Genomic DNA, 23,723 nt, shown 5'->3' with positions numbered 1-23,723 from the left:
CACAGCGCACACGAAAATGGCCTCCATCACCAAGCTCCCCTCCGGTGAATACCGGGTCCAGATCAGACGAATGCTTGGTTCAGGTGCGTCACGCTAAAACCGCCTAGAATTAGCACTCCGGCATGTTGACAGCAAGGCCTCCAAGGCTCGTCTCCTTGTACCTCGTGTTCATATCCTTGCCGGTCTGGCGCATGGTCTCGATACAGTTGTCGAGCGGCATGAAATGCGTGCCGTCCCCCCGCAAGGCGAGGCTTGCGGCAGACACCGCCTTGATCGCGCCAAGACCGTTGCGCTCGATACAAGGCACTTGCACCAGCCCCTTAACCGGGTCGCAGGTCATCCCGAGGTGATGTTCAAGCGCGATCTCGGCGGCATTCTCGATCTGCGCGTTGGTGCCGCCCAAAGCGGCGCAGAGCCCGGCGGCGGCCATGGCCGCCGCGCTGCCCACCTCGGCCTGACAGCCGCATTCCGCGCCCGAAATTGACGCGCGATGCTTGATCAGCCCGCCGATGGCGGCGGCCGTCAGCATCATCGTCTCCACCCCGTCATCCGTGGCGCCGATGCAGTGATCCCGATAGTAGCGGATCACCGCGGGCATGACACCGGCCGCGCCGTTGGTGGGCGAAGTCACGACCCGGCCCCCGGCGGCATTTTCCTCGTTCACCGCCATCGCGTAGACCGACAGCCAGTCATTGGCGACATGGGGCTGGCTGCGGTTGTTCCCGCGTTCGGCCAGAAGCTGTTCGTGGATCGCCCTGGCGCGACGCCGGACGCCCAGACCTCCGGGCAACACACCCTCCATGCGCAGCCCCCGGTCGATGCAGTCGTTCATCACGTCGCAGATCCGCCTGATCTGCTTCGACAGGTCCGGGGCCGGAATGCGCTGATGCACGCATTCGTTGGCGCGTTTCATCTCGGCGATGCTCTTGCCCGAGGCGCGGCCCATCTCAAGCATCTCGGCCGCCGAGCCGAACGGATAGGGATAGCCCATCGCTGCCTTCTCGGCATGCAGGGTTTGGGCCTTCGCGGCCTTCTCCGCCGCCAGTTCGGCCTCGGTCACGACAAAGCCGCCTCCGACCGAATAGTAGGTCTGCGTCAGGTAGGGGTTGCCGTGCTGGTCGAAGGCGCGCAGCACCAGCGCATTGGCATGACCAGGCAAGGGCGGGCCGTAGTCGAAAACGAGATCGGTCTCGGGATCGAAGTCCAGTATGCCCAACCCCGGAGGGCTGATGCGCTTCGTGCGGCGCACTTCGGCCTCCAGGACCTCGGCCCGATCGGGATCAAGCGTATCGGGCAGATACCCCACCAGTCCCAGGATCACGGCACGGTCGGTCGCGTGGCCCTTGCCGGTGAAGGCGAGCGACCCGTGCAGGGACGCCCCGAGCCGCGCGAGCCTATCCGCGCCGGGAAATTTCTCGGCACCGCCGCGCAAGGCGTCAAGGAACCGCGCAGCCGCGGTCATCGGTCCCATCGTATGTGATGACGAGGGGCCGACACCGATCTTGAAGATGTCGAAGACCGACAGGAACATGGCTCAGACGCCGTCCGCATAGATCGGATAGGCCGCGCAGAGCGCGCGCACCTCGTCAAGCACAGCCGCCTCGACCGCTGCGTCGCCTTCAGGGTTGGCCGACAGCGAATCGATGACCCGCAGCACCAGCGCGCCGACCTTGCGGAACTCCGCCTCGCCAAAGCCGCGGGTGGTGCCCGCCGAAGTACCCAGACGCACGCCCGAGGTGACGAAAGGCTTTTCCGGATCGAAGGGGATGGCGTTCTTGTTGCAGGTTAGGCCGGCGCGCTCCAGCGCTGCTTCGGCGGCCTTGCCGGTGACGCCTTTGGGGCGCAGGTCGACCAGCACCATGTGGCAATCAGTGCCGCCCGACACGACGCCCAGCCCCCCGGCGACCAGAACCTGAGACAGCGCGCGGGCATTGTCGATCACCGCTTTCGCGTAGTCCTTGAACTCCGGCCGCAGCGCCTCGCCAAAGGCCACGGCCTTGGCGGCGATCACGTGCATGAGCGGCCCGCCCTGGTTGCCCGGGAAGACGGCGGAGTTGATCTTCTTGGCCAGCGTTTCGTCATTGGTCAGGATGATGCCGCCGCGCGGGCCGCGCAGGGTCTTGTGCGTGGTCGAGGTCACGACGTGGGCGTGGGGCACCGGATCGGGGTATTCGCCCGCCGCGATCAGACCGGCATAATGCGCCATGTCGACCATCAGGTAGGCGCCCACCTCGTCCGCAATGGCGCGGAAGGCGGCAAAGTCCATGTGCCGCGGATAGGCCGATGCCCCGGCCACGATCAGCTTGGGCCTGGTTTCGAGCGCGACTTTGCGCACGGTGGCCATGTCGATCAGCAGGTTGTCTTCGGAAACCTTGTAGCTGACCACATCGAACCATTTGCCCGACATCGTGACGGGCGAGCCGTGGGTCAGGTGACCGCCATGGGCAAGATCGAGGCCCATGATCCGGTCGCCCGGCTGCAGTAGAGCGAGGAACACCGCCTGGTTGGCCTGCGCGCCGGAATGGGGCTGCACATTGGCGAACCCGGCACCGAAAAGCTCCCGCAGGCGGGCAATGGCGATCTCTTCGACGGTGTCCACATGCTCACATCCGCCGTAATAGCGTCGGCCGGGATAGCCCTCGGCATACTTGTTCGTCAGGACCGAACCCTGGGCCAGAAGGACGTCGCGGCTCACGATGTTCTCGGAGGCGATCAGCTCGATCTGGTTCTGCTGGCGGTCGAGCTCGTGGCGGATGGCATCGAAAACGGCAGTGTCTGAGAGGCGGGGCGATTTGGCAGTGTCCAGCATGGGAAAGGGTCCTTAAAGACAAGAGGAGAGAGTCGCGCCCCCGCCGGGGGGCGCGTCGATGAACCGGTCAGGCGGGGTTTACAGTCCGATCGCAAGTTCGCGCGCGGCGATATCCAGAAGCCCGCGCACATGCGGGTAGAAGGACCACCAGACCTCGATGCGGAAGGCGTCTTCGCCGTCGCGGATCAGGACCATCTGGGCACTGTCGAAGACCGTGCGCTTGGCACCGCCGACCGTCAGGCGCGACAGGTCCAGCGGGCAACCGGTCGACAGCAGCTCGCGCGCGGCAGGGCCGGTGATGCCGATCGTCAGCTCGCGGTCCGAGATCACCACAAGGCTGTGCGGCGTTCCGGCCCGGGCTTTGTCGAAGGCGGCGACAATGGACGGCTGGTCCGCTTCGGCCGCGTGCAACAGCCATTCGTCCGGCCCGATGCAGTAGGCCGCCCGATCACCGTTCCGCGTCCCCTGCCCGATCCTTGTGGGCAGATCGATACCGAAGGCCTGCGAGGCGACCCCCAGATCGGATGGCGCGATGCGCAGATTGAACCGCGCGACCGGCGCAAGCTGCGTGACGGACACGCCGGCGAAAGACGTTACGGGAGCATTCATGATCTCATCCTCCTCATTCGACCTTCAGGCGTTCGCCCGCGGGGTCGTAGAACACGGTTCCGGTGACTTTCACGGGGATGGCTTTCCCCGACGCGTCCGGCACGTGCAACGTGTTGTCCATGCGGTCGAACCCGCCCTCGACCACAGCCATGGCGATGGAGCGGCCAAGCGCCTCGGACCAGTAGGACGAGGTCACGTGCCCGATCATCTTCATCGGCTTGGGCTGCTTGGGGTCCTCGACGATCTGGGCGCCCTCGGTCAGCACGGTCCTGGGGTCCTCCGTCAGCAGACCCACCAGCTGCTTGCGGTTCGGGGCCACGATGTCGGGCCGCTCGAGCGAGCGCTTGCCGACGAAGTCGGGCTTCTGCTTGCCGATGGCCCAGCCGATGCCGGCATCCTGCGGCGTGACCGTCCCGTCGGTGTCCTGCCCCACGATGATGAAGCCTTTCTCGGCCCGCAGAACGTGCATGGTCTCGGTGCCATAGGGGCAGATGTCGTATTTCTGACCCTCTTCCCACAATTTCTCCCACAGCGCGCGGCCATGGCGGGCGGGCACGTTGATCTCGAAGCCCAACTCCCCGGTAAAGCTGATCCGGAACAGCCGCGACGGGAAACCGGCGACGGTGCATTCCACCACCGACATGTGCGGAAAGGCCTCGGCAGAGATGTCGGCCCCTTCGACGAACGGCGCCAGCACCTTGCGGGCGTTGGGTCCGTTCAGCGCGATGGTCGCCCATTCCTCGGTCGTCGAGGTCAGCCACACCTTCAGGTCCGGCCATTCGGTCTGGAGGTAATCCTCCATCATGTTCAGAACCCGCGCCGCGCCGCCGGTCGTGGTGGTGACGTGGAACAGGTCCTCTCGCATGCGGCCGATGACGCCATCGTCGCGGATGAACCCGTCCTCGCCCAGCAGCAGGCCGTACCGGGCCCGCCCGATCCCGAGCTTGGTCCAGGGATTGGTGTACATCCGGTTCATGAACTCGGTGGCGTCGGGGCCCGAGACCTCGATCTTGCCCAGCGTCGAGGCATCGAACATCCCTAGGCTTTCGCGCGTCGCCTTGCATTCGCGGGCGACGGCCTTGTGCATGTCTTCGCCAGCCTTCGGGAAGTACCACGCCCGCCGCCAGAGCGCGACCGGCTCGAACACGGCGCCGTTCTCCTCGGCCCAGGCGTCGATCGGCGTCTTGCGTGTCACTTCGAAGTGCTTGCCCTTGTGATAGCCGCAGAAGGCCCCGAAGGTGGTCGGCGTATAGGGAGGCCGGAAGGTCGTCAGACCGACCTTCGGAGCCTCCTTGCCAAGCGCGTCCGCGGCGATGGTCAGACCGTTCATGTTGCTGAGCTTGCCCTGGTCGGTGGCCATACCGTTGGTGGTGTAGCGCTTCACATGTTCGATGGATCGCATGCCCTCGCGCACGGCAAGGCGCAGGTCCTTGGCGGTCACGTCGTTCTGGAAGTCCACAAAGGCCTTGGCCTTGCCCGGGTTGCGGTCGGTCGGCAGTTCCTTCTGGGTGATCCCGGTGCCGGTGCGGTCCTGCGCAACCGCGTAGGTCGCCGGACCGACAGTGCCGCCAAGCGACCGGACCGCGTCGACGCCCGCCTTCGTGCCATCGGCAAGCGCTGCCGCTATGCCCCAGAGCCCGCGACCGGCGCCAGCGATATGAACGTTTTCGGTCTTGTGGCCCGGAAGGTAGACCCTGGCCTCCTCGTCCCAGTGCAGCGAGCCCTTGGTGTGCGAGAAAAGATGCAGCGACGGCGTCCAGCCGCCGCAGACCAGCACCGCGTCGCAGGACAGCATCTGCGCGGCACCGACCTTGCCGTTGCGGACCGGGTTCACGCGCAGGGCGCTGACCCGCAGCCGACCCTTGGTACCGGTGGCGGTGTAGCCGAGACAGGTCCTGATTCCGCGGGATTTCGCCGCGTCCTGCAGGGCCTGCGGCACGTCCGGGCGGGTGTCCACGATAGCGACGACCGTCGCGCCCGCATCGGCCATGTCGAAGGCGCTGTACCAGGCGCTGTCGTGGCTGGTCAGGACAACGGGTTTCCTGCCGACCAGAACCCCGAAGCGGTTGAGGAAGGTCTGCGCCGCTCCGGACAGCATCACGCCAGGCGTGTCATTGCCGTCGAACACCATGGGCCGTTCGATCGCGCCTTGCGCCAGCACGACCTCGCGCGCCCGCACCCGCCACAATCGTTCGCGCGGCGCCCCTTCGGGGGCTTCGCCCATGTGGTCGGTCAGTTTCTGCACCAGACCGATCATGTTCTGATGGTAGTAGCCGATGGCGGTGGTGCGCGTCATGCGGGTAACGTTCGGCAGGCGGTCCAGCTCGGCCATCGCCCCTTCGAGCCACTCCCAGGCGGGCTGGCCGTCGATGGTGACCGAGGGTTCGGACAGAAGCGTGCCGCCCATCTCGGGGTTTTCATCCACCAGAACCACCGTCGATCCTGCCCGCCCGGCGGTCAGCGCCGCGGCGATGCCTGAAGGACCCGAGCCGACCACCAGCACGTCGCAATGCCGGTAGCGGCTTGCATAGATGTCCGGATCGACCTCCGTCGGCGCCTTGCCGAGGCCTGCGGCCTTGCGGATCAGCGGCTCGTAGACGCTGTCCCAGAAGCTGCGGGGCCACATGAAAGTCTTGTAGTAGAAGCCTGCCGAGAACAACATGTAGAGACGATCGTTGATCGCGCCGAGGTCGAACTTGAGGCTTGGCCACTTGTTCTGGCTCTCGGTCTTCAAACCTGGATAGATCTCCTGCATCGTGGCCCGGGTGTTCGGCTCGGACCGGCCCTTGCCGCGGGTCGTCCCGATCAGGGCGTTCGGCTCTTCCGAGCCTGCGGTCACAACCCCGCGCGGGCGGTGATACTTGAAGCTGCGCCCCATCAGGTGCACGCCGTTTGCCAGCAACGCCGAGGCGACGGTATCCCCCTCGAAACCCTTGTAGGTCCGGTCGTCGAAGGTGAATGTGACCGGTTTGGCGCGGTTGACGCGACCCCGGCCTTCTACACGATACTCGGTCATTCCGCGGCCTCCAGCTTGGCGATGTCGGGACGGGCCTCACCGGCCTTGTAGGTGGTCACGAAACGGTCGCTGACCGTATCGCGGAGCGCATTGAAGAAACGTCCGCAGCCATGGATGTGGCGCCAGCGTTCGGCGTGCACGCCCTTGACGTTGGAACGGATGAACAGGAAGTCGCGCCATTCCTCGTCGCCGAGTTTCGACGGGTCCGCGGGGCGGGCGATATGCGCTTCGCCCGCATAGGCGAATTCCAGTTCGGGAAGCGTATCGTCGCAATAGGGGCAATGGATCAGAAGCATGGTCTTGTTTCCTTTTCGCGTCGGGGCGTGCGCGCGATCAGTGCGCGACGGCAGCGGCGGCGGCTTCGTCGATCAGACGGCCGGTGGTGAAGCGTTCGAGCGTGAAGGGCGCGTTGATCGGGTGCGGCTCGTCCCTGGCCACGGTCCAGGCCAGGGTGTGCGCCGCCCCCGGCGTGGCCTTGAAGCCACCGGTGCCCCAGCCGCAATTGACATAGAGCCCCTTGACCGGCGTCTTGCCCAGGATGGCCGAGCGATCGGGCGTCACATCGACGATGCCGCCCCATTTGCGCAGCATCCGCATGCGGTTGAAGATAGGGAACACCTCGCAGATGGCCGCCACCGTGTGTTCGATCAACGGCAGGCCGCCGCGCTGCGAATAGCTGGTATACTGGTCGGTGCCCGACCCGATCACCAGTTCGCCCTTGTCGGACTGGCTGATATAGGCGTGCACGGTGTTCGACATCACGACACAAGGAAAGACCGGCTTGACCGGCTCGGACACCAGCGCTTGCAGCGGGTAGCTTTCCAGCGGCATCCGCACGCCCGCGCTGTCCATCACGACCGAGGTATGTCCGGCGGCGGAAACCGCGACCTTTTTTGCCCTGATGAACCCCTTGGCGGTATCGACCCCCTCGACCGCACCGTCGGCGCCGCGCCGGATCGCGATCACCGGGCAGTTCTGGATGATGTCCACGCCGCGTTTCGCGGCCGCCCGCGCATAACCCCACGCAACCGCATCGTGGCGCGCGGTGCCGGCGCGTTTCTGCAGGGCCGCGCCCAACACCGGGTAGCGTGCATCGGGCGAGATGTTGAGCGGCGGGCAGAACGCCTTGGCCTGCTCGGGCGTCAACCACTGGTTGTCGACGCCGTTCAGCCGGTTCGCGTGGATGTGCCGCTGGAAGGATTGCACGTCATGCACGTTATGCGCCAGCATCATCACGCCGCGCTTGGAATACATGACGTTGTAATTCAGCTCGGTCGACAGGTTCTCCCACAGGTCGAGCGCGTGATCGTATAGGCGGGCGCTTTCGTCATAAAGGTAGTTCGACCGGATGATCGTGGTGTTGCGCCCCGTGTTGCCCCCCCCGAGCCAGCCCTTCTCGATCACGGCGACGTTGGTGATGCCGTGCTCCTTGGCAAGGTAGTAGGCCGCGCCCAGACCATGCCCGCCGGCGCCCACGATGATGACGTCGTACTCTCTTTTCGGCTCCTTGTCGGGCCACTGCTCGGGCCAGTTCTTGTGGCCCGTCAGGGCGTTCTTCAGCAGCGAAAAGCCGGAAAAGTGGGTCATGGTCGAAAGCCTCGATTCAGGAAGGGGAAGCGGACGCAATACCTCTCTCATATCGCCGAAATCGGGCATTGTATTTATGCGTCAGAAGCGTGGTATATTCACGCCAGAAACCGCTTCGGGGAGTAACCGCGATGGAGCCACGGCCCGTCCTCAAGATCGGGTTCATCCTGGCGCAGCAATTCACGTTGTCGGCCTTTGCGAACTTCGCGGACGTTCTGCGTCTGGCGGCCGACGAGGGCGACCGCTCGCGCCCGATCCGGTGTTCCTGGCGCGTGGTCTCGGCGACCATGGACCCGGTGGTGTCGAGTTGCGGAATTCCCGTCCAGCCCGACGAGCGCCTGGGCAATCCGGAGCGGTTCGACTACCTCGTGGTGGTCGGCGGCCTGCTTCCGGCGATCCAGCAGCTCAACCCCGCCTATATCGACTATCTCAGGCAGGCGGCCGAGGCGCATGTGCCGCTCATCGGGGTCTGTACCGGCGCCTTCATCCTCCACAAGTCCGGGCTGATGGACGGGTATCGCTGCTGTGTCAGTTGGTTCCACCACGACGATTTTCTGGAACAGTTCGAAGGTCTCATCCCGGTCTCGGACGAGATCTTCGTCGTGGACCGCGACCGGCTGACCTGTTCGGGCGGGGTCAGTTCGGCGCATCTCGCGGCTTATCTGGTGGATCGACATGTCGGCCAGGCCGCGGCGCGCAAGAGCCTGAACATCATGATCATCGAAGAGGCGCAGACCTCCGACAACCCGCAACCGGGCCTTCCGCTCGAGTTCAACACGCCGGACAAGCTGGTCAGGAAGGCGCTCCACCTGATCCGGCAGAACGTGGCGACGCCCCTGACCGTCGACGAGCTTGCCAAGCGCCTCAAGGTCAGCCGAAGGCGGCTGGAGCGGCATTTCGCCGAAGCCTTGCAGCGGACACCGGCGGATGCGGGCCTGTCGGTCCGGCTGGCGCTGGCGCGGCACCTTCTGGTCAGCACCGATCAGTCGGTCACGCGGATCGCGGCCGCCGCGGGGTTTTGCGACGCCTCGCATTTCGGCAAGGTCTTCCGCACCCGCGAGGGGGAGCCGCCCGAGGCCTGGAGACAAAGAAATCGCGCGCAGGATGCGCGCGATCTGTTCGTGTGACGTGATGGGGGCTGGTCCGCTTCGCCGTCTGGCTGACTTCGCCCCCTTCGCGTTAGCTCAGGCCGCGTTGCGCAGCCGCGCGGATTTCTCTGCGAGATGCTCCATCGACAGGCAGCGGACGATGGCGACGGCCATGAGCACCATGATCACGGAGAACGGCAGGGCCGCGATGATTGCCGCGGTCTGCAGGGTGCTCAGCGCTGCGCTGCCTCCGGCCACCAGCAGGACCGCGGCCACGATCCCCTCGAACGAGCCCCAGATCACCCGGTGACGGTACATCGGGTGCTCGTTGCCTTCGCTCAGGATCGTCGCGACGACCAGGGTTCCCGAGTCCGACGAGGTCACGAAATACGTGGTCACGAGGATCGTGCCGAGCACCCCGGCGACCACGCCGATTGAGCCGACATCCATGGCCTCGAAGGTCGCGAACAGGGCCATGGAGACGTTTGCGCTCACAGCGTCGGACACACCGCCCGGCCCGAAAAGCTCGGCCCAGAGCGCGGTTCCGCCATAGGCCACGATCCAGACGAAGGACAGCAGCGACGACACCCCGACGACGCCGAAGATAAATTCCCGCACGGTGCGGCCCCGGGACACGCGCGCCACGAACACGCCGACGAAGGGCGCCCAGGAAATCCACCAGCCCCAGTAGAAGGTGGTCCACCAGCCCTGCCACATGTCGCTCCACCGGGTCGCGTCGGCCGGCACGCTTTCGACATAGACGTTGAAGGTGATCAGGTTGGCGGCGTAGGCGACGATCGCTTCGAACAGGCTGACGACCAGGTACTGCGTCGGTCCCCAGGCGAAGAAAAATACCAGAAGGACAAGCGTGAGCCACATGTTCACCTGCGACAGCCACTTGATGCCCCGGTCGAGGCCCGACAACACCGAGCAGAGGGCGACAGCGGTGATAACGGCGATCAGGATGAGCTGGACCGCCTCGGAGATCGGCACGCCCCAGATATGGTTCAGACCGGCGTTGATCTGTGTCACGCCCAATCCCAGCGACGTGGCGATGCCGAAGATCGTCGCAAAGACGGCGATCACGTCGATCGCTACGCCGAGCGGCCCCTCGACGCGATCTCCGAACAGCGGAAAAAGCGTGTAGCGGATCCCGAGCGGCTTTTTCAGCCGGTAGCTGACCAGGCAAAGCGCCAGCGCCACGATGCAGTAGATCGCCCAGGCGTTCAGCCCCCAGTGGAAGAACGTGACCTGCATCGCCATGTCGGCGGCCGCCTGATTTGCCGTGCCCTCGGCAAAGGGCGTCCCACCGGAATAATGAAAGACCGGCTCGGCGATCGACCAGAAGATGATGCCGATCCCCTGCCCCGCCGCGTAAAGCATCGCGAACCAGGTGAAGTAGCTGTATTTCGGCCGCTCGTCCGCGTCGCCAAGGCGAAGCACGCCGTACTTGCTGACGGCGATGGCGATCAGGAAGACAAGGAATACGCCCGAAAGGGCCACGTACCACCAGTTGAAGAAGAATGTGACAAAGGTTCTGGCACTGTCGATCCACGCCGCGGATGCGGTCGGGAAGGCGAGAACCAGAACCACGAAAAGCAGGATGACGGCAGCCGAAATCAGGGATGAGTATGGATTCACCCCCCTGAAAACTCCGGATCGAATGAGCATGATGATCTCCCCCCATGGGTGCATGGCTTCCGCGCGCCTCCTCACTCGCGCGCGCGGATGTTTCGTTCAAGTCGTTTTGTTCTCGCCTGGCAGCACGTGGCAGCTTTCCGGCGCCCAGTGCACGACGACTTCCGAACCTGCATGCAGATCGAGCGACGACAACGCGTCGTGGCTTTTCTGGACCTTGAGTTCGCGTCCGCCCGCAGTCTCGAGAAAGACCATGGCCGATCCGCCGCTGAATTCCTCGCCCGCGACAATGGCTGCAATCCCGGCGTGGCCGCTGTCCTGTCGGCTCAACTGCATGTTCTCGGCGCTGACGATGAAGGTCACCGCCTTACCCACCGAGGCGTCCGGTAGTTCGCGCCGCGGCAGAATCGTATCGCCGCCCTCGAAGGCGACCTGCCAGCCGTCCGCACCGGCGGGGCCCCGCACCACACCGTCGAAAATGTTGGCCGAGCCAAGGAACTCCGCGACGAACCGATTGTGGGGCTCGCGGTATATTTCTTGCGGCGTGCCGATCTGCTCGATCTGACCGCGGCTCATGATGACCACGCGATCCGCCATGGAAAAGGCTTCCGACATCGAATGCGTCACGTAGACGAAGGTGATCCCGAGATCCTTCTGGAGGTTCGACAGGACGGCCTGCATGCGCACCTTGAGATGTGCATCGAGCGCCGAGAGCGGCTCGTCCAGAAGCAGGATCTTCGGCTCCGTGACCAGGGCGCGGGCCAGGGCAACGCGCTGCTTTTGCCCGCCGGACAATTGGTTGATGTTACGGCTGGCGAATTCAGTGATCTGCATCTTGTCGAGCCACTTTTCCGCGCGCTGCCGACGTTCCTCCTTGCCGACCCCCCGCATCTTCAACGCGAACTCGACGTTTTCCCGAACCGTCAGGAACGGGAACAGGGCAAGCGATTGCCAGACCATGGGCGTGTCGCGATCCCAGGTGGCCTTTCCGTTCACCTTCTCGCCATCCAGATAGATCGCGCCCTCGGACGGGTCCTCGAGTCCCGCCAGCATGCGCAGCGTCGTGGTCTTGCCGCAGCCCGACGACCCCATGATGGCAAGGAATTCTCCGCGTGCGATCTCGAAATCCGCTTTCTTGACCGCGGTGAATTCGCCGAAGCGCTTCACGACATTGTCGAACCTGACGATCGCGTCTGACTGCTGTGGCATGCGTGCTTGCGCTTTCATGTCTTCTTGTCCTCCGGACGGCGCAGCAGAAGCTGGGCCAAAATGATCAGCGTCATCGAGCTGAGAAAGGCGAGTGAGCCGATGGCATTGATGCGCGGGCTGACCTGCCCCTGCAGGAAGCCCAGGATCTTCACCGGCAGGGTTTCGTTCAGCCCCGAGACAAACCATGCAACCGCGAATTCGTCGAAGGAGACCGCCATGGTGATGAACAGCGCCGCGAAGATCGCGGGCCTGGTGAACGGAATGATCACATGGCGAAGTGTCTGCCACTGGTTTCCCCCCATGTTCCAGGACGCCGCTTCCAGGTCGGGGTCCATCTGCGACAGGCGCAGCCGGATGATCGCCATGGCGAACGGGCTGCACATCACGCCATGAGCGATGATGACCGAGATGGCGGTGCCCGACAGGTTCACGCGGCTCAGGAAGGCCAGCATCGCAAGGCCCAGGATCACGACCGGGATCGTCGGCGGCAAGAGCGCCAGCGCGAGGTAGACGGATTTGCCGGTGAATTTGTACCGAAAATCCGTGTATGCGCCGCCGAAACCCAGCACGGTCGCGATGACTGCAACCGTCAGGCCGACGACGACCGTGTTGGCAAAGCCCTGCCAGACCAGCGGGTCCTCCCAGATCAGGCGATACCATTCGGTCGAGAACGCACCCAGCGGCAGCGACGGGAACCGGTCGGAGTTCAGCGAGAAGACGAAGCTCCCGGCGATCGGGGCGAAGATGAACAGCAGGCACAAGGCGACATGCGCCCTGAGCAGCGCGTTGATGATGCGGCTTTCATTGCCCATCCTGCTTCCCCCGCTCCCTGTAGGCGTATGAGACGGCCGCGAAGGCCACGGTAAGCAGCGTGACGATCATCATGATCGCAACGACCGCGGCCCGGGGCCATTGCTGCCCTGACTTGGTGAAATCGGTGATCATGATCGACAAAGTCGGAGGGTTGCCGCCGCCCAGATAGAGCGGGCTCACGAAATCGCCGAAGCTGAGGATGAAGGCGAAAAGCGCCGCGATGACCAGGCCCACCTTGGCCGATGGCACGATCACCGCGAAGACCGTCCGCAGACGCCCGCAGCGCAGGTTGTGCGCGGCCTCGATCAGATCGCGGTTGACGAAATTCAGGCTGAAGGTCTGGAGCAGGATGACCAGCGGCAGGGTCAGCGTGACCATCCCCGCCAGAACGCCGAAGGTGTTGTTCAGCATGCTGAAGGGCCCAAGCCCCAGAAATCCAAGTGCCGCGTTCACAATCCCCGCATCGGACAGGAACACCTGGAGCGAATAGACACGGACAAGATAGCTGGTGAAGAACGGGATGATCAGGATGAAGACCATCCAGCGCTTGGCTGTCTCGCTCATCTTGAACGAGATCGCGTAAGACGCCGGAAAGGCAATGATGCTGGTGATGGCTGCGGCCGCGGTGGCCAGTAGAAAGGTCCGGAAATACGCGTCCCAGAACACGCCGCGGGTCAAAACGCGTTCCCAGTTGCCGAAGTTCAGGTCCGGCGTCATCTGGAAGTTGCGGACTGTCCAGAAACTGATCGCGACGAGAAAAAGCAGCGGAAACAGAAAGAAGACCAGCTGCCAAACGAGCAAGGGCATCGCTAGGATCAGGGAAAACGGTGTCGGTCGCTTGGTCATTTCGGACCCCATGGTTCGGCAAAAGTACAGCCTGTAGGAGCGCGGGTCACGCACGCGCTCCTACAGGACCGCGCGTCAGGCGCCCTTGTAGTCGGACCAGAAATCGTTCCAGTCCTCGAGGCTCTGCTGAACCGGAAGCTGACGGTACTGGATCAGCCCTTCGCGGATCATGTCCATCGCGTTGCGCTGGCCCAGGACCATGTTCTGGCGCTGCGCTTCGGCCGGGTCGGTCTCGTTCAGGACTCGCCAGCCCGCCTGCGACGGGATGATTGCCGGGTAGGCGGCCATGTTGGCCGATTTCGCCTGGCCTTCAGGCGAGGTGATGTACTGGATCCACTTCCGGGCCATGTCGGGGTTGCGTGAGCCCTTGCCGATCGAAAAGCTCTCCGTCCATTGCAGGCCACCCTGCTCGGGGATGACGCTGCGCACGGGGCTGCCGTTCTTTTCGAGCGCGCCGGTGATCCAGTCGCCGATCCCGGCAAAGGCCAGCATCTGACCGCTATCGAGCGACGAGAACGTCCCGCCGTAGTCGAAGAAGCCCCCGGCCTGGCGACGCAGGCCCATGGTGTGCTCCTGAACCTTTTCCCAGGCCGCCTCGTCGATGTCATAGGGTGAGGCATTGCCGACATGCAGGCTCATCTGGCCCAGGTTGGGCAGGTGCCAGTCGAAATGGCCCAGCTTGCCGGTCAGGCGGTCGTCGGCAAAAAGATCGTAGCTGGAAGCTTCAGCCTCGGTGAAGGCGTCGGTGTTGTAGGCAACCCCGAGGAAGCCGAACCGCGTGATGACCGAGAAGAGCTTGTCGTCCTGCCAGTGGCCGGGGAATTTCTGGAACTCGGGAAAGAAGTCGTCGAAGGCATAGTCAGCGGGGTCGAGTTCCTCGATATAGCCCGCGGCGTTGAGCTGCTGCACGTATTCGCCGTCCGAGAGGATCACATCGAAGGTTCCGCGCGGCGACTGGGCAATCAGGCCCAGCATGTTGTCGCCGCCGGTATAGTATTTCGGCACGAATTTGACGTTATTGGCCTCTTCGAACTCACCGACGATGTCGGGCTCGGCATGACCATACCATGCGAGCATCGACAGTTCGGTGGTCTGTGCGGCGGCACGAATGGAAAGGAAGGGTGTGGCCAGCGCCGCGGCGCCCGTCATCTTCAACAGGCTACGGCGGCTGGGGCGGATCAGGTGGTGGGACACGGGGTTTCTCCTTGTTGGAATTCGTTTTTCTTGGCGGTCGGGTCAGCTTGCATTCGCCAGCGCGGCCGCCTTGCCGAACTCGGCTCGCAGCGCCTGGACGATTCCCCTGGTGCAGACTTCCAGCAGGATATCGCCTTTCTCGGCGGTCGCGTCCTTGGGCGAGGACAGCGTGCCGCTGGCCGGCGTCCAGTCGGGCTTGGCGGGATAGACGTCATAGGGCGGGAAAGTCGCAGGCGCGTGTTCGACCGCGTCCTTTAGGGACACTAGGTCGGGGTGCAGACGCAGCATCAGCGACGTTTCCAGAACGCCGCCATGTTCGATGTCCCACCCCAGAAAGCCGTCAGGGTAGAGCTTGTCGATCGAGGCCTGATCCACGAAATCCCAGTAGGACAGGACCACGACCTTGACGTCGTGGATGCCGCCCCAGCCCAGTTCGCGCAGGGCGAGGTCGATGGCTTCGGTGATGAACCACGAATTCTCGAAATGCCCGTTGACGATGCACAGGTTGCGCACGCCATGCCGGACGAATTCCTTGACCACGTCCTTGAGCGCGTTCACCAGGCTCGCCCCATCGAGGCTGGTCGTGCCCGGGAAGAAGTTCCCGCCGCCCGACTTCTGGTGCGACTTGTATCCATATGTGAACGGTGGCGCGACGAGGGCGCCGACCTTTTCGGCGGCGCGTCGCGCGAACTCGGTCGGCAGCAACACATCGACATGCATGGGCATGTGATGCCCGTGCTGTTCCATCGACCCGAGCGGGATCAGGACAGGCACCTCGCCCCCCTGAACCCGCTTCTGGTAGTCGGGCCAAGGCATTTCGGCGGCAAAGACGGTAGAATGTGGCATTGCACCCCCTGCATCTGAAGATCGTCAGACCCTAGGGCACCTTGCCTTTCCGCAGAAATTCATAGTAACAATACTTGAATAAGGATTGTTAATGATGCGCCGATTTACCAACCTGCAAACGGACTTGCTGCGGACCTTCGTGACCGTCGCCGACTTGCGCAGCTATACGGAGACCGGGAGCGTTCTGGGCCGGACGCAGCCGGCGATATCGCTGCAGATCAAGCGCCTGGAAGAAATTGCGGGCAGCAAGCTGGTCGAGATCCACGGCAAGCAGATCGAGCTGACGCCGGAAGGGCAGACGCTGCTGGGCTATGCGCGCGAGATCCTGCGCCTCAACGATCGCGCCGTCGCCAACCTGCAGCAGGCGGCCTTTCTGGGGACGCTCAGGATCGGCCTGCCGGTGGACTACTCGATCGACTACTTCCAAAGCATCATCGCGCGGTTCTCTGCCGACAATCCCGCCGTCCTGCTGGACATCCGCTGCGACTGGAGCAGAAAGCTCCTGTCGGCCCTTCATGTCGACGATCTCGACATGACGATCGCCGTCACAGACACGATGCCCGCCCCGCATGTCTCTATCTATTGGTCCGAACGCCCGGTCTGGGCCTGCGCCCGCGACCACCGGATCGATCCTGACAAACCGCTGAAGATCATCGCCCATCCCCAGGGCTGCCCCTATCGCAAGCGCATGATCGACGCGCTGAATTCCGAAGGCCGGGACTGGCGCGTGTCTTTCGAGAGCCTTGGGGTGTCCGCCCTCCAGAAGGCGGTCCTGCACGGCATGGGCGTTACCGCCCTGACCAAGAAGACGCTGCTGCCCGGGATGCGCATCCTCACGCCGAGTGACGGATTCCCGCAGCTTTCGAAACTCCATGTCGGGCTGTTCTACAAGCATGTGAAGATGTCGGATGCCGCGCTCAGACTGATCGAACAGATCACGGACGAGGTTTCGACATTCCGCCTGCCGACCCGCACGCGGGCGGGATGACGGCAAGCGCTGTGAATTTGTAATCCTTATGGTCGCATCATTTCAATTAATTTTTCGTCGCGATCCCGCGCTGCTACGGACGGAAGAACACCGCAAGCAGGAAGGATCTTCAAGATGGACGGCAACAACCACGTCGCTGACATGCTCCACGTCATGGAATGGCACAACGGCGAGAAGGAGTTCTCGCCTTTCTCGGATGCCGAAATGGCCCGTCGCCAGAACGAGTTGCGCGATTGGATGGCCAGTAACGACGTCGATGCGGCGCTCTTCACGTCGTATCACTGCATCAACTATTACAGCGGTTGGCTCTACTGCTACTTCGGCCGCAAATACGGCATGGTCATCGACCAGAAGAATGCCACCACGATTTCCGCCGGGATCGACGGCGGCCAGCCCTTCCGCCGGAGCTTCGGCAACAACATCACCTACACGGACTGGCGTCGCGACAACTTCTATCGCGCGATCCAGCAGCTGACGCCGGGCGCCAAGCGCATCGGCATAGAGTTCGACCATGTCTCGCTCGAGTATCGTCAGCTTCTGCAGGACGCCCTGCCCGGCGTCGAGTTCGTCGACATCGGCAAGCCTGCCATGTGGATGCGGACGATCAAGTCCGCCGAAGAGATCAAGTTGATCAAGGAAGGCGCGCGCGTCGCCGACGTGGGCGGGGCCGCTGTCGCCGCGGCCGTGAAGGCAGGCGTTCCCGAGCATGAAGTGGCCATCGCCGGCACCAACGCGATGATCCGCGAGATCGCCAATTCCTTCCCCTTCGTGGAACTCATGGACACCTGGACCTGGTTCCAGTCCGGCATCAACACCGACGGCGCGCACAACCCCGTCACCAACAAGAAGGTTCAGTCGGGCGAGATCCTGTCGCTCAACACCTTCCCGATGATCTTCGGCTACTACACGGCGCTGGAACGCACCCTGTTCTGCGATCACGTGGACGATGCCAGCCTCGACATCTGGGAGAAGAACGTGAAGGTCCACGAGCGTGGTCTCGAGTTGATCAAGCCCGGCGCGCGCTGCATGGACATCGCGATCGAGCTCAACGAGATGTATCGCGAATGGGATCTGCTGAAATACCGGTCGTTCGGCTACGGTCACAGCTTCGGTGTTCTGAGCCACTACTACGGCCGCGAGGCCGGAGTCGAGTTGCGTGAGGATATCGACACCGTGCTCAAGCCCGGCATGGTCGTCTCCATGGAGCCGATGGTGATGATCCCGGAGGGGCAACCGGGTGCCGGCGGTTACCGCGAACATGACATCCTGGTTATCGGTGAAGACCACACGGTCGAGAACATCACCGGCTTCCCTTACGGCCCTGAGCACAATGTCATCAAGAACTAGGGCCAGCGCCATCTCGATGGCGAACATGATTGCCACGACCAGCGCCATTTCGGCGCTGGTCTTCACGGTCGCAATTTTGTGCCGTGGAGTCCAAGGTCATGGCTACACGGTGATTGCAATTGGCGCGGGCTTTCCGGTGGCCATGCGAACCAATACCACCGGCAATCCGACGCTAGAAAAATCGCACGGTATTGCAAGCCCGTCTCTTCTAGCGGAGAGTTCCGGACCTCAGTGAACCGTCTGCGGTAGTTGGAACGGTGCCTGATTTGCCGGAGGCTCCAACTCCTGACTAGGATGGACTCTCATGAGTTTGGCGAAGAATGCGTTTCCATCGCAGTCTGTGACGGCGCAGTTCGGCTGGTCCTCGATATCACAATTGGGAAACGAAATTATACTGCATCAAACATGACTAACCGAAATGAGCACTATACGGTACGAAATTGCGTGATCGAAACATGAACACGTGCTGCACACGGCATTCGGCAAAGTATTGAAATCGCGCTTCAATCGCCACCATCCATCACGGGAGCGGCACTCGCTTCTGGCTTCAACCAGCCAGCCGCTTTGCCCTCTCCGCCATCCTGACCACCTGCGCGCTTGCCGTCGCCGCGGCGCTCTTTACCGCAGCAGGAGCCTGCACCGCCCCTCGGCCGATCGCTTCACCTGTCGTGAGCGCACCGATCCGCGCCCTGCCCTGCACACCAGAGGTGTTTGCCAACCCCCGCAGGACCCCTGCAGACCCACTGACGATCGCAGGCGCCGCAGCCACCATCAGGTTCCCAGAGATCCCCCGCACGATCAGCGGCGTCGCCGCGACGAAGCCCTTGGCCAGGAACACCATCACGAAGAACGGCACCAGCGAGCCGATGTTGGTCGCTGAGTTCGGGTCTCCCAGCTGCGCCAGAAGCGAATTCGCCATGCCGACAACGGTCGAGAACATGGCGGCGATGACGATGGGGTAGAAGGCGTAGCTGATGGTGGTCGAGACCCATCTGTGGAAGAAATCCTTGGTCGCATCGAAGAGCGACAGCGCGATCATGATCGGCGCGAGGCCGAGCATCAGGGTCAGCATCATCTTGGCGAAGATGAGGACGATGCCGGTCATGAAACCAAGGAGGCTCAGGAGCACCAGGCCGATGCCGCCGAGGATCGCGCCGGTCATCCAGTTCAGGTTGTTGCCGATCGCGTTCAGATATTGGCTGAACTCTATGATCAGCCGGTCGAACTCGCCTGCGAAGTAGGTGGCTCCTGCCCCGCCGCCGCCGACAGAGGAGATCAGGGCCCCGGCGACGTAGTCGAGCCCGCCGATGACGGCGTTGGCGACCGCGTTGAAGTTGGCCCAGTTGAAGGCGAAGAGCCCTATCAGCATCAGCTTGATCAGGTACCAGAAGAAGCTGGCTCCATCCATGCTGCGGAACTGGAAGGCCATGTTGATGCAGACGCCGATCAGCGAGAGCGTGACCATCAGCAGGACGATCGTGCCGGTATTGCTGGCCACAGCCCCGAACTGGGACTCGGCCGCATCGGCAAGGAAGCCGTCGGCGGTTCCGACCATCCAGCTGACGATGCTCATTACCAGTTGCCTTGCGCTTCACAGGTATCCTGGACGTCGCGGGCGATCTGGTTCTGTTCGGTGCGGAGGGCCAATTGGGCCTGAGTGTGCTCCGCCTGCGTGCTTGTCGCGAACCGTTCCTCGTATTCGGCTGAGGTTGCATCCCATGACGGGAAGCGGACATCACAGCCGCAGTCGCCAGTTTCCTTGATCGCCTCCCAGGACCGCAACTCGTAAAGCCGCATCAACGTTAGCGCCTTGTAGGCCTCGCGCGGGTGGACTTCATCCATCCAGGTCGGCCGTGCGGGCCGGTCGTTGCAGATCCGGTACTGTTGGGGCGTGACGGTCACGGTGAGATCATTCGTGACCTGAGGCGAGGTCTGGGCCGCGAGCGGCGCGGCCAACAGGGCCACAGCTGCGGCGAGGGTGATCTTGCGCATGGGGTTATCCTTTCGGGTCATTCGACGGCAACCGCAGGGCGCTTTGTGCCCCCGGTTCCGGCAGTGTTCTGATCTGGATGTCTTGCCTGCCCCGGCAGGAAGAACTCGGTGATGCCGCGGGCGCCGTCATGGCGACCGGCCTGGATGATCACGTCGATGGAGCCCTCGATGTAGTCGACCATGTCGACATAGGTCATCGGGACATCGGTCTTGAGCGCGGCGATGGCGAGGCGGCGGACCGCCAGTTGCGGGGTCTCGGCATGGAGCGTGGTGAGCGAGCCGCCATGGCCGGTGTTGATTGCCTCGAGAAAGGTCATGGCCTCGCGACCACGGACCTCGCCCAGCACGATCCGGTCGGGCCGCATGCGCAGGGTCGAGGCCAGAAGCACATCGGCGCTGCGGGCATCCGTGTCCCGGTCCGCAATCAGCGTCACGGCATTCGGCTGTTCAGGGCGCAGTTCCGCCGCCTCCTCAATGGTGATGATCCGCTCCTCGGGTGGGATCAGCGAAAGGATCTTGCGCGCCGCGACTGTCTTGCCGGTCGAGGTGCCGCCTGAAACGATCATGTTGAGCTTGTTCTCGACACAAAACCGCAAGGCGGCGTCGATATCGCCGGAGGCCACCACATTGCGCAGCGCGGCGTTCCGTTCGCGGCGCAGACCATCGAGGCTGCGCTCCTTGCCATAGAGGAAGCCAAGCTTGATGGCCTCCAGTGGCAGGGAGGAGAAGAACCGTAGCGAGATGGAGAAGCCGCCCTCGACGGCAGGAGGCTGGATCACCTGCGCCCGGATCGGACGAGCCCGGTAGAGGATCGAGACCGAGACGATGGGTTTCTTCTGGCTGAGCGTGGTCGAGGCGGCCGAGGCGATCTGATTGCCGAGGTCCTTGATCTCGGTCTGCGTCAGCGGCGTGCCAAGACCCCGCATGAAATGATCGCCCTGGAACTCGCCCCAGACCCGACCATCGGGGTTGATGCAGATCTCGATCGTGTCGTCCCGTTGCACGGGCGCGCCCAGCCGGTCGAGCGAGGCTTCGAGATAGCTTGCCGCCATATCAGAAAATCTCCAGATCGCGGTCGACCATGACCGTGATCCGCGTGCCCTGATCGACATGGATCACGGGCCGGATCGCGAGATAGTCCTGCATCACGCTTTGGGTGCTGTCGCGTAGGTCCGTGCCCACATCGCTCGCAATATCGGCCGTAGCCTCATCCTCGATCTGTCCCGCCGCGGCTGCAGGCAAGGCCCCGATCAGCGAGATCAGCGCGGCCGAGCCGAAGCGCTGCGCGAAGCGGGTATCGACAAAGCCGGTGGTGCCGGTGCGGCCGAGTTCATCCCCACCGAAGGCGCTGATCTCCACGGTCTGGTTGTCGGGCAGGATGATGCGGTCCCAGGCTACCATGACCCGCGACTGCGCGAGCGCCACATCGGAGCGGTAACGCCCCACGAGACGCGCGCCACGCGGGATCAGGACCCGCGTGCCGTCGAATGAATGAACGTCTTCTGAGACGATGGCCCGGATCGCGCCGGGCAGCGTGCTGTCGAGCGCCGTCTCGGTCACGGCCTGGATCATCGTACCTTGCACGACGGTGTTGCCGGGGTTCACGATCACTTCGGCGCGCGTCACCGGGGCAGGCCTTCCGCCTGCGCGCACGAAGGCTTCGTCTTCATTCAGGCGCGCGGCCTCTATGCTGTTCTCCGGGTCGGTCCCCGCCCCCATCCCGGAAAACGCGATCATGGGCGATGCGATGCGTTCGGCCCGCGCCTCGGCCTCCGCGATGCGGCGGCGCTCGAGTTCGGCAAGCCGCAATTCCTCCTCGTTCGGACCGAGGTCCGTGGGCGCAGGCGGGGTCAGCCGCGCGACCTCGAGGTCCATGCGCAGCTGGTCTAGCTCGCGGTCGCGTTCAGTCAATTGCCGCTCGAGCGCGCGCTGCGCCTCAGACGAGGCCTCTTGCAGCGCCGCGATCTGCGCCGTGAGATCGGCGATGGCCTGCTCTACCCCGCTGTCCGATGCCTCGACGGGCCGCGCCCGCAGGTCTTCAAGTTCCGCGCGTAGCGTTGCGAGACTCTCCATCAGCGCCAGTTCTGACGCGGAGGGGCCCGTCTCGGCCGGCGGCGGTGCAGGCTCAACCAAGGGCATGGGTGCGAGGTCGCCGAAGCCCGATCCTGCGGTCTGAAACTCTTCGGGGGCCGCGGTCGGCAGGGGCGCTTCCGGTGATGGCTGCAGGGCGGCCCAGGCCAGGCCGCCTGCTGCCACGATCCCGGCCACACCGAGGATGGCGGCAAGCGGGGAGGGCCGTGCGGCACCGCGCTTCTTGTCGCCCGTCGCTTCAAGGGCCACGAGACGCGCGGCGAGGTCTTCGGTGTCCTGGCTCATGATGTGGGCCCACCCATATCCTGAACACAGACCTCGTCTTCGCCGAGGCGCAGCACCCATTGGCGGTTCCCGCCCGAAACACGGATGACGCCGTCCTCGAGTGCTGTGCTGTTCACCGCCCGCTCGCCGCCATTGGCATAGCGGAAGATCGCCGGGACCGGCGCGTTCCGCGCGAAGCGGAAATAGGTGAAGGTGCCGTCATCCCAGATGGCGGTCGGCGTGAATTCTTCCCGGGCGCTGACGGCATAGTTGGCATTCGGCGCCTCGGCCGCGACTGCCCGGGCCGGTTGAACGCGGCTCTCGGGATAGCGGAACTGCACGACGTAATGCGGGGTCTCGCGCGCTTCGACCACGTGGAAGTAGTAGGAGCGACGGTTCGTGTAGACTGTGATGTTGGTGGCGACCCCAGAGGCGGCGGGCTTGATCGCGAAGGCGCGTCCGCCGGGCACACCGTCGAACTGGAAGCCCACCGTGTCGCCCGCGATGATCGAACGGATGGTCTCGCCTTCGCCGAATTCGACTGTGGTAACGCGGGTCAGGGTCGTGACGACGCGGTAGACCTGCCCCTCGGTCCAGGTGGCGATCCGGACGCGGTTGTCATGGGAGCCAGGGCGCGGCGTGGTCTCGGAGAAGGCGGCTGGTGCGGAGAGCACGAGGGCACCGGCGACAAGCAGGGCGTGAACTGGGGCAAGAACTGGAACAGAGGTCATTCGGAACGGTCCGATCGGATGGCATATTGGGTGACGGTGAAGCCGAAAGGGTTCTGCCAGACATCGTCGATCGAGCGGGTCCGTTCGGGTTGGAAGGCGAACATCAGCGTCGCGGTGAAGGATCCGTCCTGCGCCCCCTGCGGGCTGGTCAGGCGCTTTCTGAGGCGCACCTGCGCGCGGTTCTCGCCGATCAGCGTGATCGAGGCGATCTCGACGGCCATCTCGGCCGCGGGGCCGTAGCGGGTCGGCGGATAGCTCTCCTGCCCCGAGGTCCACATGGCGCGCATGCCGGCCTCGGCCGCCCCGGTGGATTGCGCCAGCACCCGGCGCACGCGCAGATCATTGTCGAGCTGGTTGTAGGCTTCGCGGTCGAGGATGTAGCGGTAGATCTGCGCCTCGATGATCGCAGGTCGCTCGGCAAGTCGCACCGTCTCGACCGTGGCGTTCGGCAGGGCCAAGCCCGTCGCGGGATCATAGGGCACGACGACTGGCGGGGGCGTCTCGACCATCAGGGCGACGGCCGCGGCTGCAAGGCAGCCGAAAACGCCAAAGCCCGCCCCGCCAAGGCCGATCATCCTCCAGAGCTGCTCCCGGCGCAGCGCGCCATGGATCAGTTCCTCCTCAACGAGTTCCCGCGCACTCATGCCTGCCGTCA

General features: G+C 63.9%; 22 protein-coding genes. 4 read left to right on the top strand and 18 right to left on the bottom strand.

What is annotated here, in order from left to right; genetic code table 11:
- Positions 1–109: 109 nt before the first annotated feature.
- From ACP159_RS19675 to ACP159_RS19650, 6 genes are all read right to left on the bottom strand, one after another.
- A complete protein-coding gene (locus ACP159_RS19675; RefSeq protein WP_425101420.1) occupies positions 110–1,531 on the bottom strand; it encodes an L-serine ammonia-lyase in 1,422 nt (473 codons plus the stop codon).
- A gap of 3 nt (positions 1,532–1,534) precedes the next feature.
- The gene (gene glyA / locus ACP159_RS19670; protein WP_425101419.1) at positions 1,535–2,809 is read right to left on the bottom strand and encodes a serine hydroxymethyltransferase; all 1,275 of its coding nucleotides are present in this window, start codon (positions 2,807–2,809) and stop codon (positions 1,535–1,537) included.
- Between the two features lie 78 nt (positions 2,810–2,887).
- On the bottom strand, positions 2,888–3,418 hold the full coding sequence (locus tag ACP159_RS19665) for a sarcosine oxidase subunit gamma (protein WP_425101418.1): 531 nt from the start codon (positions 3,416–3,418) through the stop codon (positions 2,888–2,890).
- A 13-nt stretch (positions 3,419–3,431) separates the two neighbouring features.
- Positions 3,432–6,434, bottom strand: coding sequence for a sarcosine oxidase subunit alpha (locus tag ACP159_RS19660; RefSeq protein ID WP_425101417.1), 3,003 nt, complete (start codon positions 6,432–6,434; stop codon positions 3,432–3,434).
- Positions 6,431–6,730, bottom strand: coding sequence for a sarcosine oxidase subunit delta (locus ACP159_RS19655; protein ID WP_425101416.1), 300 nt, complete (start codon positions 6,728–6,730; stop codon positions 6,431–6,433). The genes ACP159_RS19660 and ACP159_RS19655 overlap by 4 nt, the downstream gene beginning before the upstream one ends.
- Before the next feature lie 37 nt (positions 6,731–6,767).
- Complete coding sequence (locus ACP159_RS19650) at positions 6,768–8,021, bottom strand: sarcosine oxidase subunit beta family protein (protein ID WP_425101415.1); 1,254 nt, start codon at positions 8,019–8,021, stop codon at positions 6,768–6,770.
- Between the two features lie 131 nt (positions 8,022–8,152).
- Here ACP159_RS19650 and ACP159_RS19645 point away from each other — a divergent pair, with 131 nt between their 5' ends.
- Positions 8,153–9,148, top strand: a complete 996-nt coding sequence (locus tag ACP159_RS19645; protein ID WP_425101414.1) for a GlxA family transcriptional regulator — start codon at positions 8,153–8,155, stop codon at positions 9,146–9,148.
- A gap of 57 nt (positions 9,149–9,205) precedes the next feature.
- Here the strand turns inward: ACP159_RS19645 and ACP159_RS19640 are convergent, their stop codons facing one another.
- From ACP159_RS19640 to ACP159_RS19615, 6 genes are all read right to left on the bottom strand, one after another.
- Positions 9,206–10,750, bottom strand: a complete 1,545-nt coding sequence (locus ACP159_RS19640; protein ID WP_425101413.1) for a BCCT family transporter — start codon at positions 10,748–10,750, stop codon at positions 9,206–9,208.
- Positions 10,751–10,846: 96 nt separating this feature from the next.
- On the bottom strand, positions 10,847–11,974 hold the full coding sequence (locus tag ACP159_RS19635; RefSeq protein ID WP_425101412.1) for an ABC transporter ATP-binding protein: 1,128 nt from the start codon (positions 11,972–11,974) through the stop codon (positions 10,847–10,849).
- Entirely contained in the window at positions 11,971–12,768 is a 798-nt protein-coding gene (locus ACP159_RS19630; protein WP_425101411.1) for an ABC transporter permease, read from the bottom strand. The genes ACP159_RS19635 and ACP159_RS19630 overlap by 4 nt, the downstream gene beginning before the upstream one ends.
- Positions 12,758–13,615, bottom strand: coding sequence for an ABC transporter permease (locus ACP159_RS19625; protein WP_425101410.1), 858 nt, complete (start codon positions 13,613–13,615; stop codon positions 12,758–12,760). Before ACP159_RS19625 ends, ACP159_RS19630 begins: the two co-directional genes overlap by 11 nt.
- 75 nt (positions 13,616–13,690) lie before the next feature.
- Entirely contained in the window at positions 13,691–14,764 is a 1,074-nt protein-coding gene (locus ACP159_RS19620; protein ID WP_425101487.1) for a polyamine ABC transporter substrate-binding protein, read from the bottom strand.
- A gap of 87 nt (positions 14,765–14,851) precedes the next feature.
- A complete protein-coding gene (locus tag ACP159_RS19615; RefSeq protein ID WP_425101409.1) occupies positions 14,852–15,655 on the bottom strand; it encodes a creatininase in 804 nt (267 codons plus the stop codon).
- A 94-nt stretch (positions 15,656–15,749) separates the two neighbouring features.
- Between ACP159_RS19615 and ACP159_RS19610 the strand changes: the two genes are divergently transcribed.
- From ACP159_RS19610 to ACP159_RS19600, 3 genes are all read left to right on the top strand, one after another.
- Positions 15,750–16,643, top strand: coding sequence for a LysR substrate-binding domain-containing protein (locus ACP159_RS19610; RefSeq protein WP_425101408.1), 894 nt, complete (start codon positions 15,750–15,752; stop codon positions 16,641–16,643).
- 114 nt (positions 16,644–16,757) lie between these two features.
- A complete protein-coding gene (locus ACP159_RS19605) occupies positions 16,758–17,990 on the top strand; it encodes a M24 family metallopeptidase (RefSeq protein WP_425101407.1) in 1,233 nt (410 codons plus the stop codon).
- Positions 17,991–18,006: 16 nt separating this feature from the next.
- Positions 18,007–18,225: a hypothetical protein gene (locus ACP159_RS19600; RefSeq protein ID WP_425101406.1), complete on the top strand. Its 219-nt coding sequence runs from the start codon at positions 18,007–18,009 to the stop codon at positions 18,223–18,225.
- 312 nt (positions 18,226–18,537) lie between these two features.
- Here ACP159_RS19600 and ACP159_RS19595 read toward each other — a convergent pair whose 3' ends face one another.
- The 6 genes from ACP159_RS19595 to ACP159_RS19570 are packed head-to-tail and all read right to left on the bottom strand — an operon-like array spanning position 18,538 to position 23,712.
- A complete protein-coding gene (locus ACP159_RS19595; RefSeq protein WP_425101405.1) occupies positions 18,538–19,563 on the bottom strand; it encodes a type IV secretion system protein in 1,026 nt (341 codons plus the stop codon).
- Positions 19,563–19,982, bottom strand: a complete 420-nt coding sequence (locus tag ACP159_RS19590) for a hypothetical protein (protein ID WP_425101404.1) — start codon at positions 19,980–19,982, stop codon at positions 19,563–19,565. The genes ACP159_RS19595 and ACP159_RS19590 overlap by 1 nt, the downstream gene beginning before the upstream one ends.
- Positions 19,983–19,999: 17 nt before the next feature.
- Positions 20,000–21,034: an ATPase, T2SS/T4P/T4SS family gene (locus ACP159_RS19585; RefSeq protein ID WP_425101403.1), complete on the bottom strand. Its 1,035-nt coding sequence runs from the start codon at positions 21,032–21,034 to the stop codon at positions 20,000–20,002.
- A 1-nt stretch (position 21,035) separates the two neighbouring features.
- A complete protein-coding gene (locus ACP159_RS19580; protein WP_425101402.1) occupies positions 21,036–22,358 on the bottom strand; it encodes a TrbI/VirB10 family protein in 1,323 nt (440 codons plus the stop codon).
- Positions 22,355–23,068 (bottom strand): TrbG/VirB9 family P-type conjugative transfer protein, encoded by a 714-nt coding sequence (locus tag ACP159_RS19575; protein WP_425101401.1) that lies wholly within the window; start codon positions 23,066–23,068, stop codon positions 22,355–22,357. Before ACP159_RS19575 ends, ACP159_RS19580 begins: the two co-directional genes overlap by 4 nt.
- A complete protein-coding gene (locus ACP159_RS19570; protein ID WP_425101485.1) occupies positions 23,065–23,712 on the bottom strand; it encodes a virB8 family protein in 648 nt (215 codons plus the stop codon). Before ACP159_RS19570 ends, ACP159_RS19575 begins: the two co-directional genes overlap by 4 nt.
- Between the last annotated feature and the right edge of the window lie 11 nt (positions 23,713–23,723).

Origin of the sequence: Tropicibacter sp. S64, assembly GCF_049803835.1 — a bacterium.
Lineage (GTDB): Bacteria > Pseudomonadota > Alphaproteobacteria > Rhodobacterales > Rhodobacteraceae > Pacificoceanicola.
This window is presented reverse-complemented; position numbering and strand designations above follow the sequence as displayed.

Bases quoted from the DNA above. Each gene is read 5' to 3' on its own strand.
- ACP159_RS19575 (WP_425101401.1), bottom strand. From the start codon at position 23,068: ATGACCTCTGTTCCAGTTCTTGCCCCAGTTCACGCCCTGCTTGTCGCC.
- ACP159_RS19665 (WP_425101418.1), bottom strand. From the start codon at position 3,418: ATGAATGCTCCCGTAACGTCTTTCGCCGGCGTGTCCGTCACGCAGCTT.
- ACP159_RS19590 (WP_425101404.1), bottom strand. From the start codon at position 19,982: ATGCGCAAGATCACCCTCGCCGCAGCTGTGGCCCTGTTGGCCGCGCCG.
- ACP159_RS19610 (WP_425101408.1), top strand. From the start codon at position 15,750: ATGCGCCGATTTACCAACCTGCAAACGGACTTGCTGCGGACCTTCGTG.
- ACP159_RS19675 (WP_425101420.1), bottom strand. From the start codon at position 1,531: ATGTTCCTGTCGGTCTTCGACATCTTCAAGATCGGTGTCGGCCCCTCG.
- ACP159_RS19595 (WP_425101405.1), bottom strand. From the start codon at position 19,563: ATGAGCATCGTCAGCTGGATGGTCGGAACCGCCGACGGCTTCCTTGCC.
- ACP159_RS19620 (WP_425101487.1), bottom strand. From the start codon at position 14,764: ATGACGGGCGCCGCGGCGCTGGCCACACCCTTCCTTTCCATTCGTGCC.
- ACP159_RS19615 (WP_425101409.1), bottom strand. From the start codon at position 15,655: ATGCCACATTCTACCGTCTTTGCCGCCGAAATGCCTTGGCCCGACTAC.
- ACP159_RS19630 (WP_425101411.1), bottom strand. From the start codon at position 12,768: ATGGGCAATGAAAGCCGCATCATCAACGCGCTGCTCAGGGCGCATGTC.
- ACP159_RS19625 (WP_425101410.1), bottom strand. From the start codon at position 13,615: ATGACCAAGCGACCGACACCGTTTTCCCTGATCCTAGCGATGCCCTTG.
- glyA (WP_425101419.1), bottom strand. From the start codon at position 2,809: ATGCTGGACACTGCCAAATCGCCCCGCCTCTCAGACACTGCCGTTTTC.
- ACP159_RS19580 (WP_425101402.1), bottom strand. From the start codon at position 22,358: ATGAGCCAGGACACCGAAGACCTCGCCGCGCGTCTCGTGGCCCTTGAA.
- ACP159_RS19570 (WP_425101485.1), bottom strand. From the start codon at position 23,712: ATGAGTGCGCGGGAACTCGTTGAGGAGGAACTGATCCATGGCGCGCTG.
- ACP159_RS19650 (WP_425101415.1), bottom strand. From the start codon at position 8,021: ATGACCCACTTTTCCGGCTTTTCGCTGCTGAAGAACGCCCTGACGGGC.
- ACP159_RS19660 (WP_425101417.1), bottom strand. From the start codon at position 6,434: ATGACCGAGTATCGTGTAGAAGGCCGGGGTCGCGTCAACCGCGCCAAA.
- ACP159_RS19605 (WP_425101407.1), top strand. From the start codon at position 16,758: ATGGACGGCAACAACCACGTCGCTGACATGCTCCACGTCATGGAATGG.
- ACP159_RS19635 (WP_425101412.1), bottom strand. From the start codon at position 11,974: ATGAAAGCGCAAGCACGCATGCCACAGCAGTCAGACGCGATCGTCAGG.
- ACP159_RS19585 (WP_425101403.1), bottom strand. From the start codon at position 21,034: ATGGCGGCAAGCTATCTCGAAGCCTCGCTCGACCGGCTGGGCGCGCCC.
- ACP159_RS19645 (WP_425101414.1), top strand. From the start codon at position 8,153: ATGGAGCCACGGCCCGTCCTCAAGATCGGGTTCATCCTGGCGCAGCAA.
- ACP159_RS19600 (WP_425101406.1), top strand. From the start codon at position 18,007: ATGGCGAACATGATTGCCACGACCAGCGCCATTTCGGCGCTGGTCTTC.
- ACP159_RS19655 (WP_425101416.1), bottom strand. From the start codon at position 6,730: ATGCTTCTGATCCATTGCCCCTATTGCGACGATACGCTTCCCGAACTG.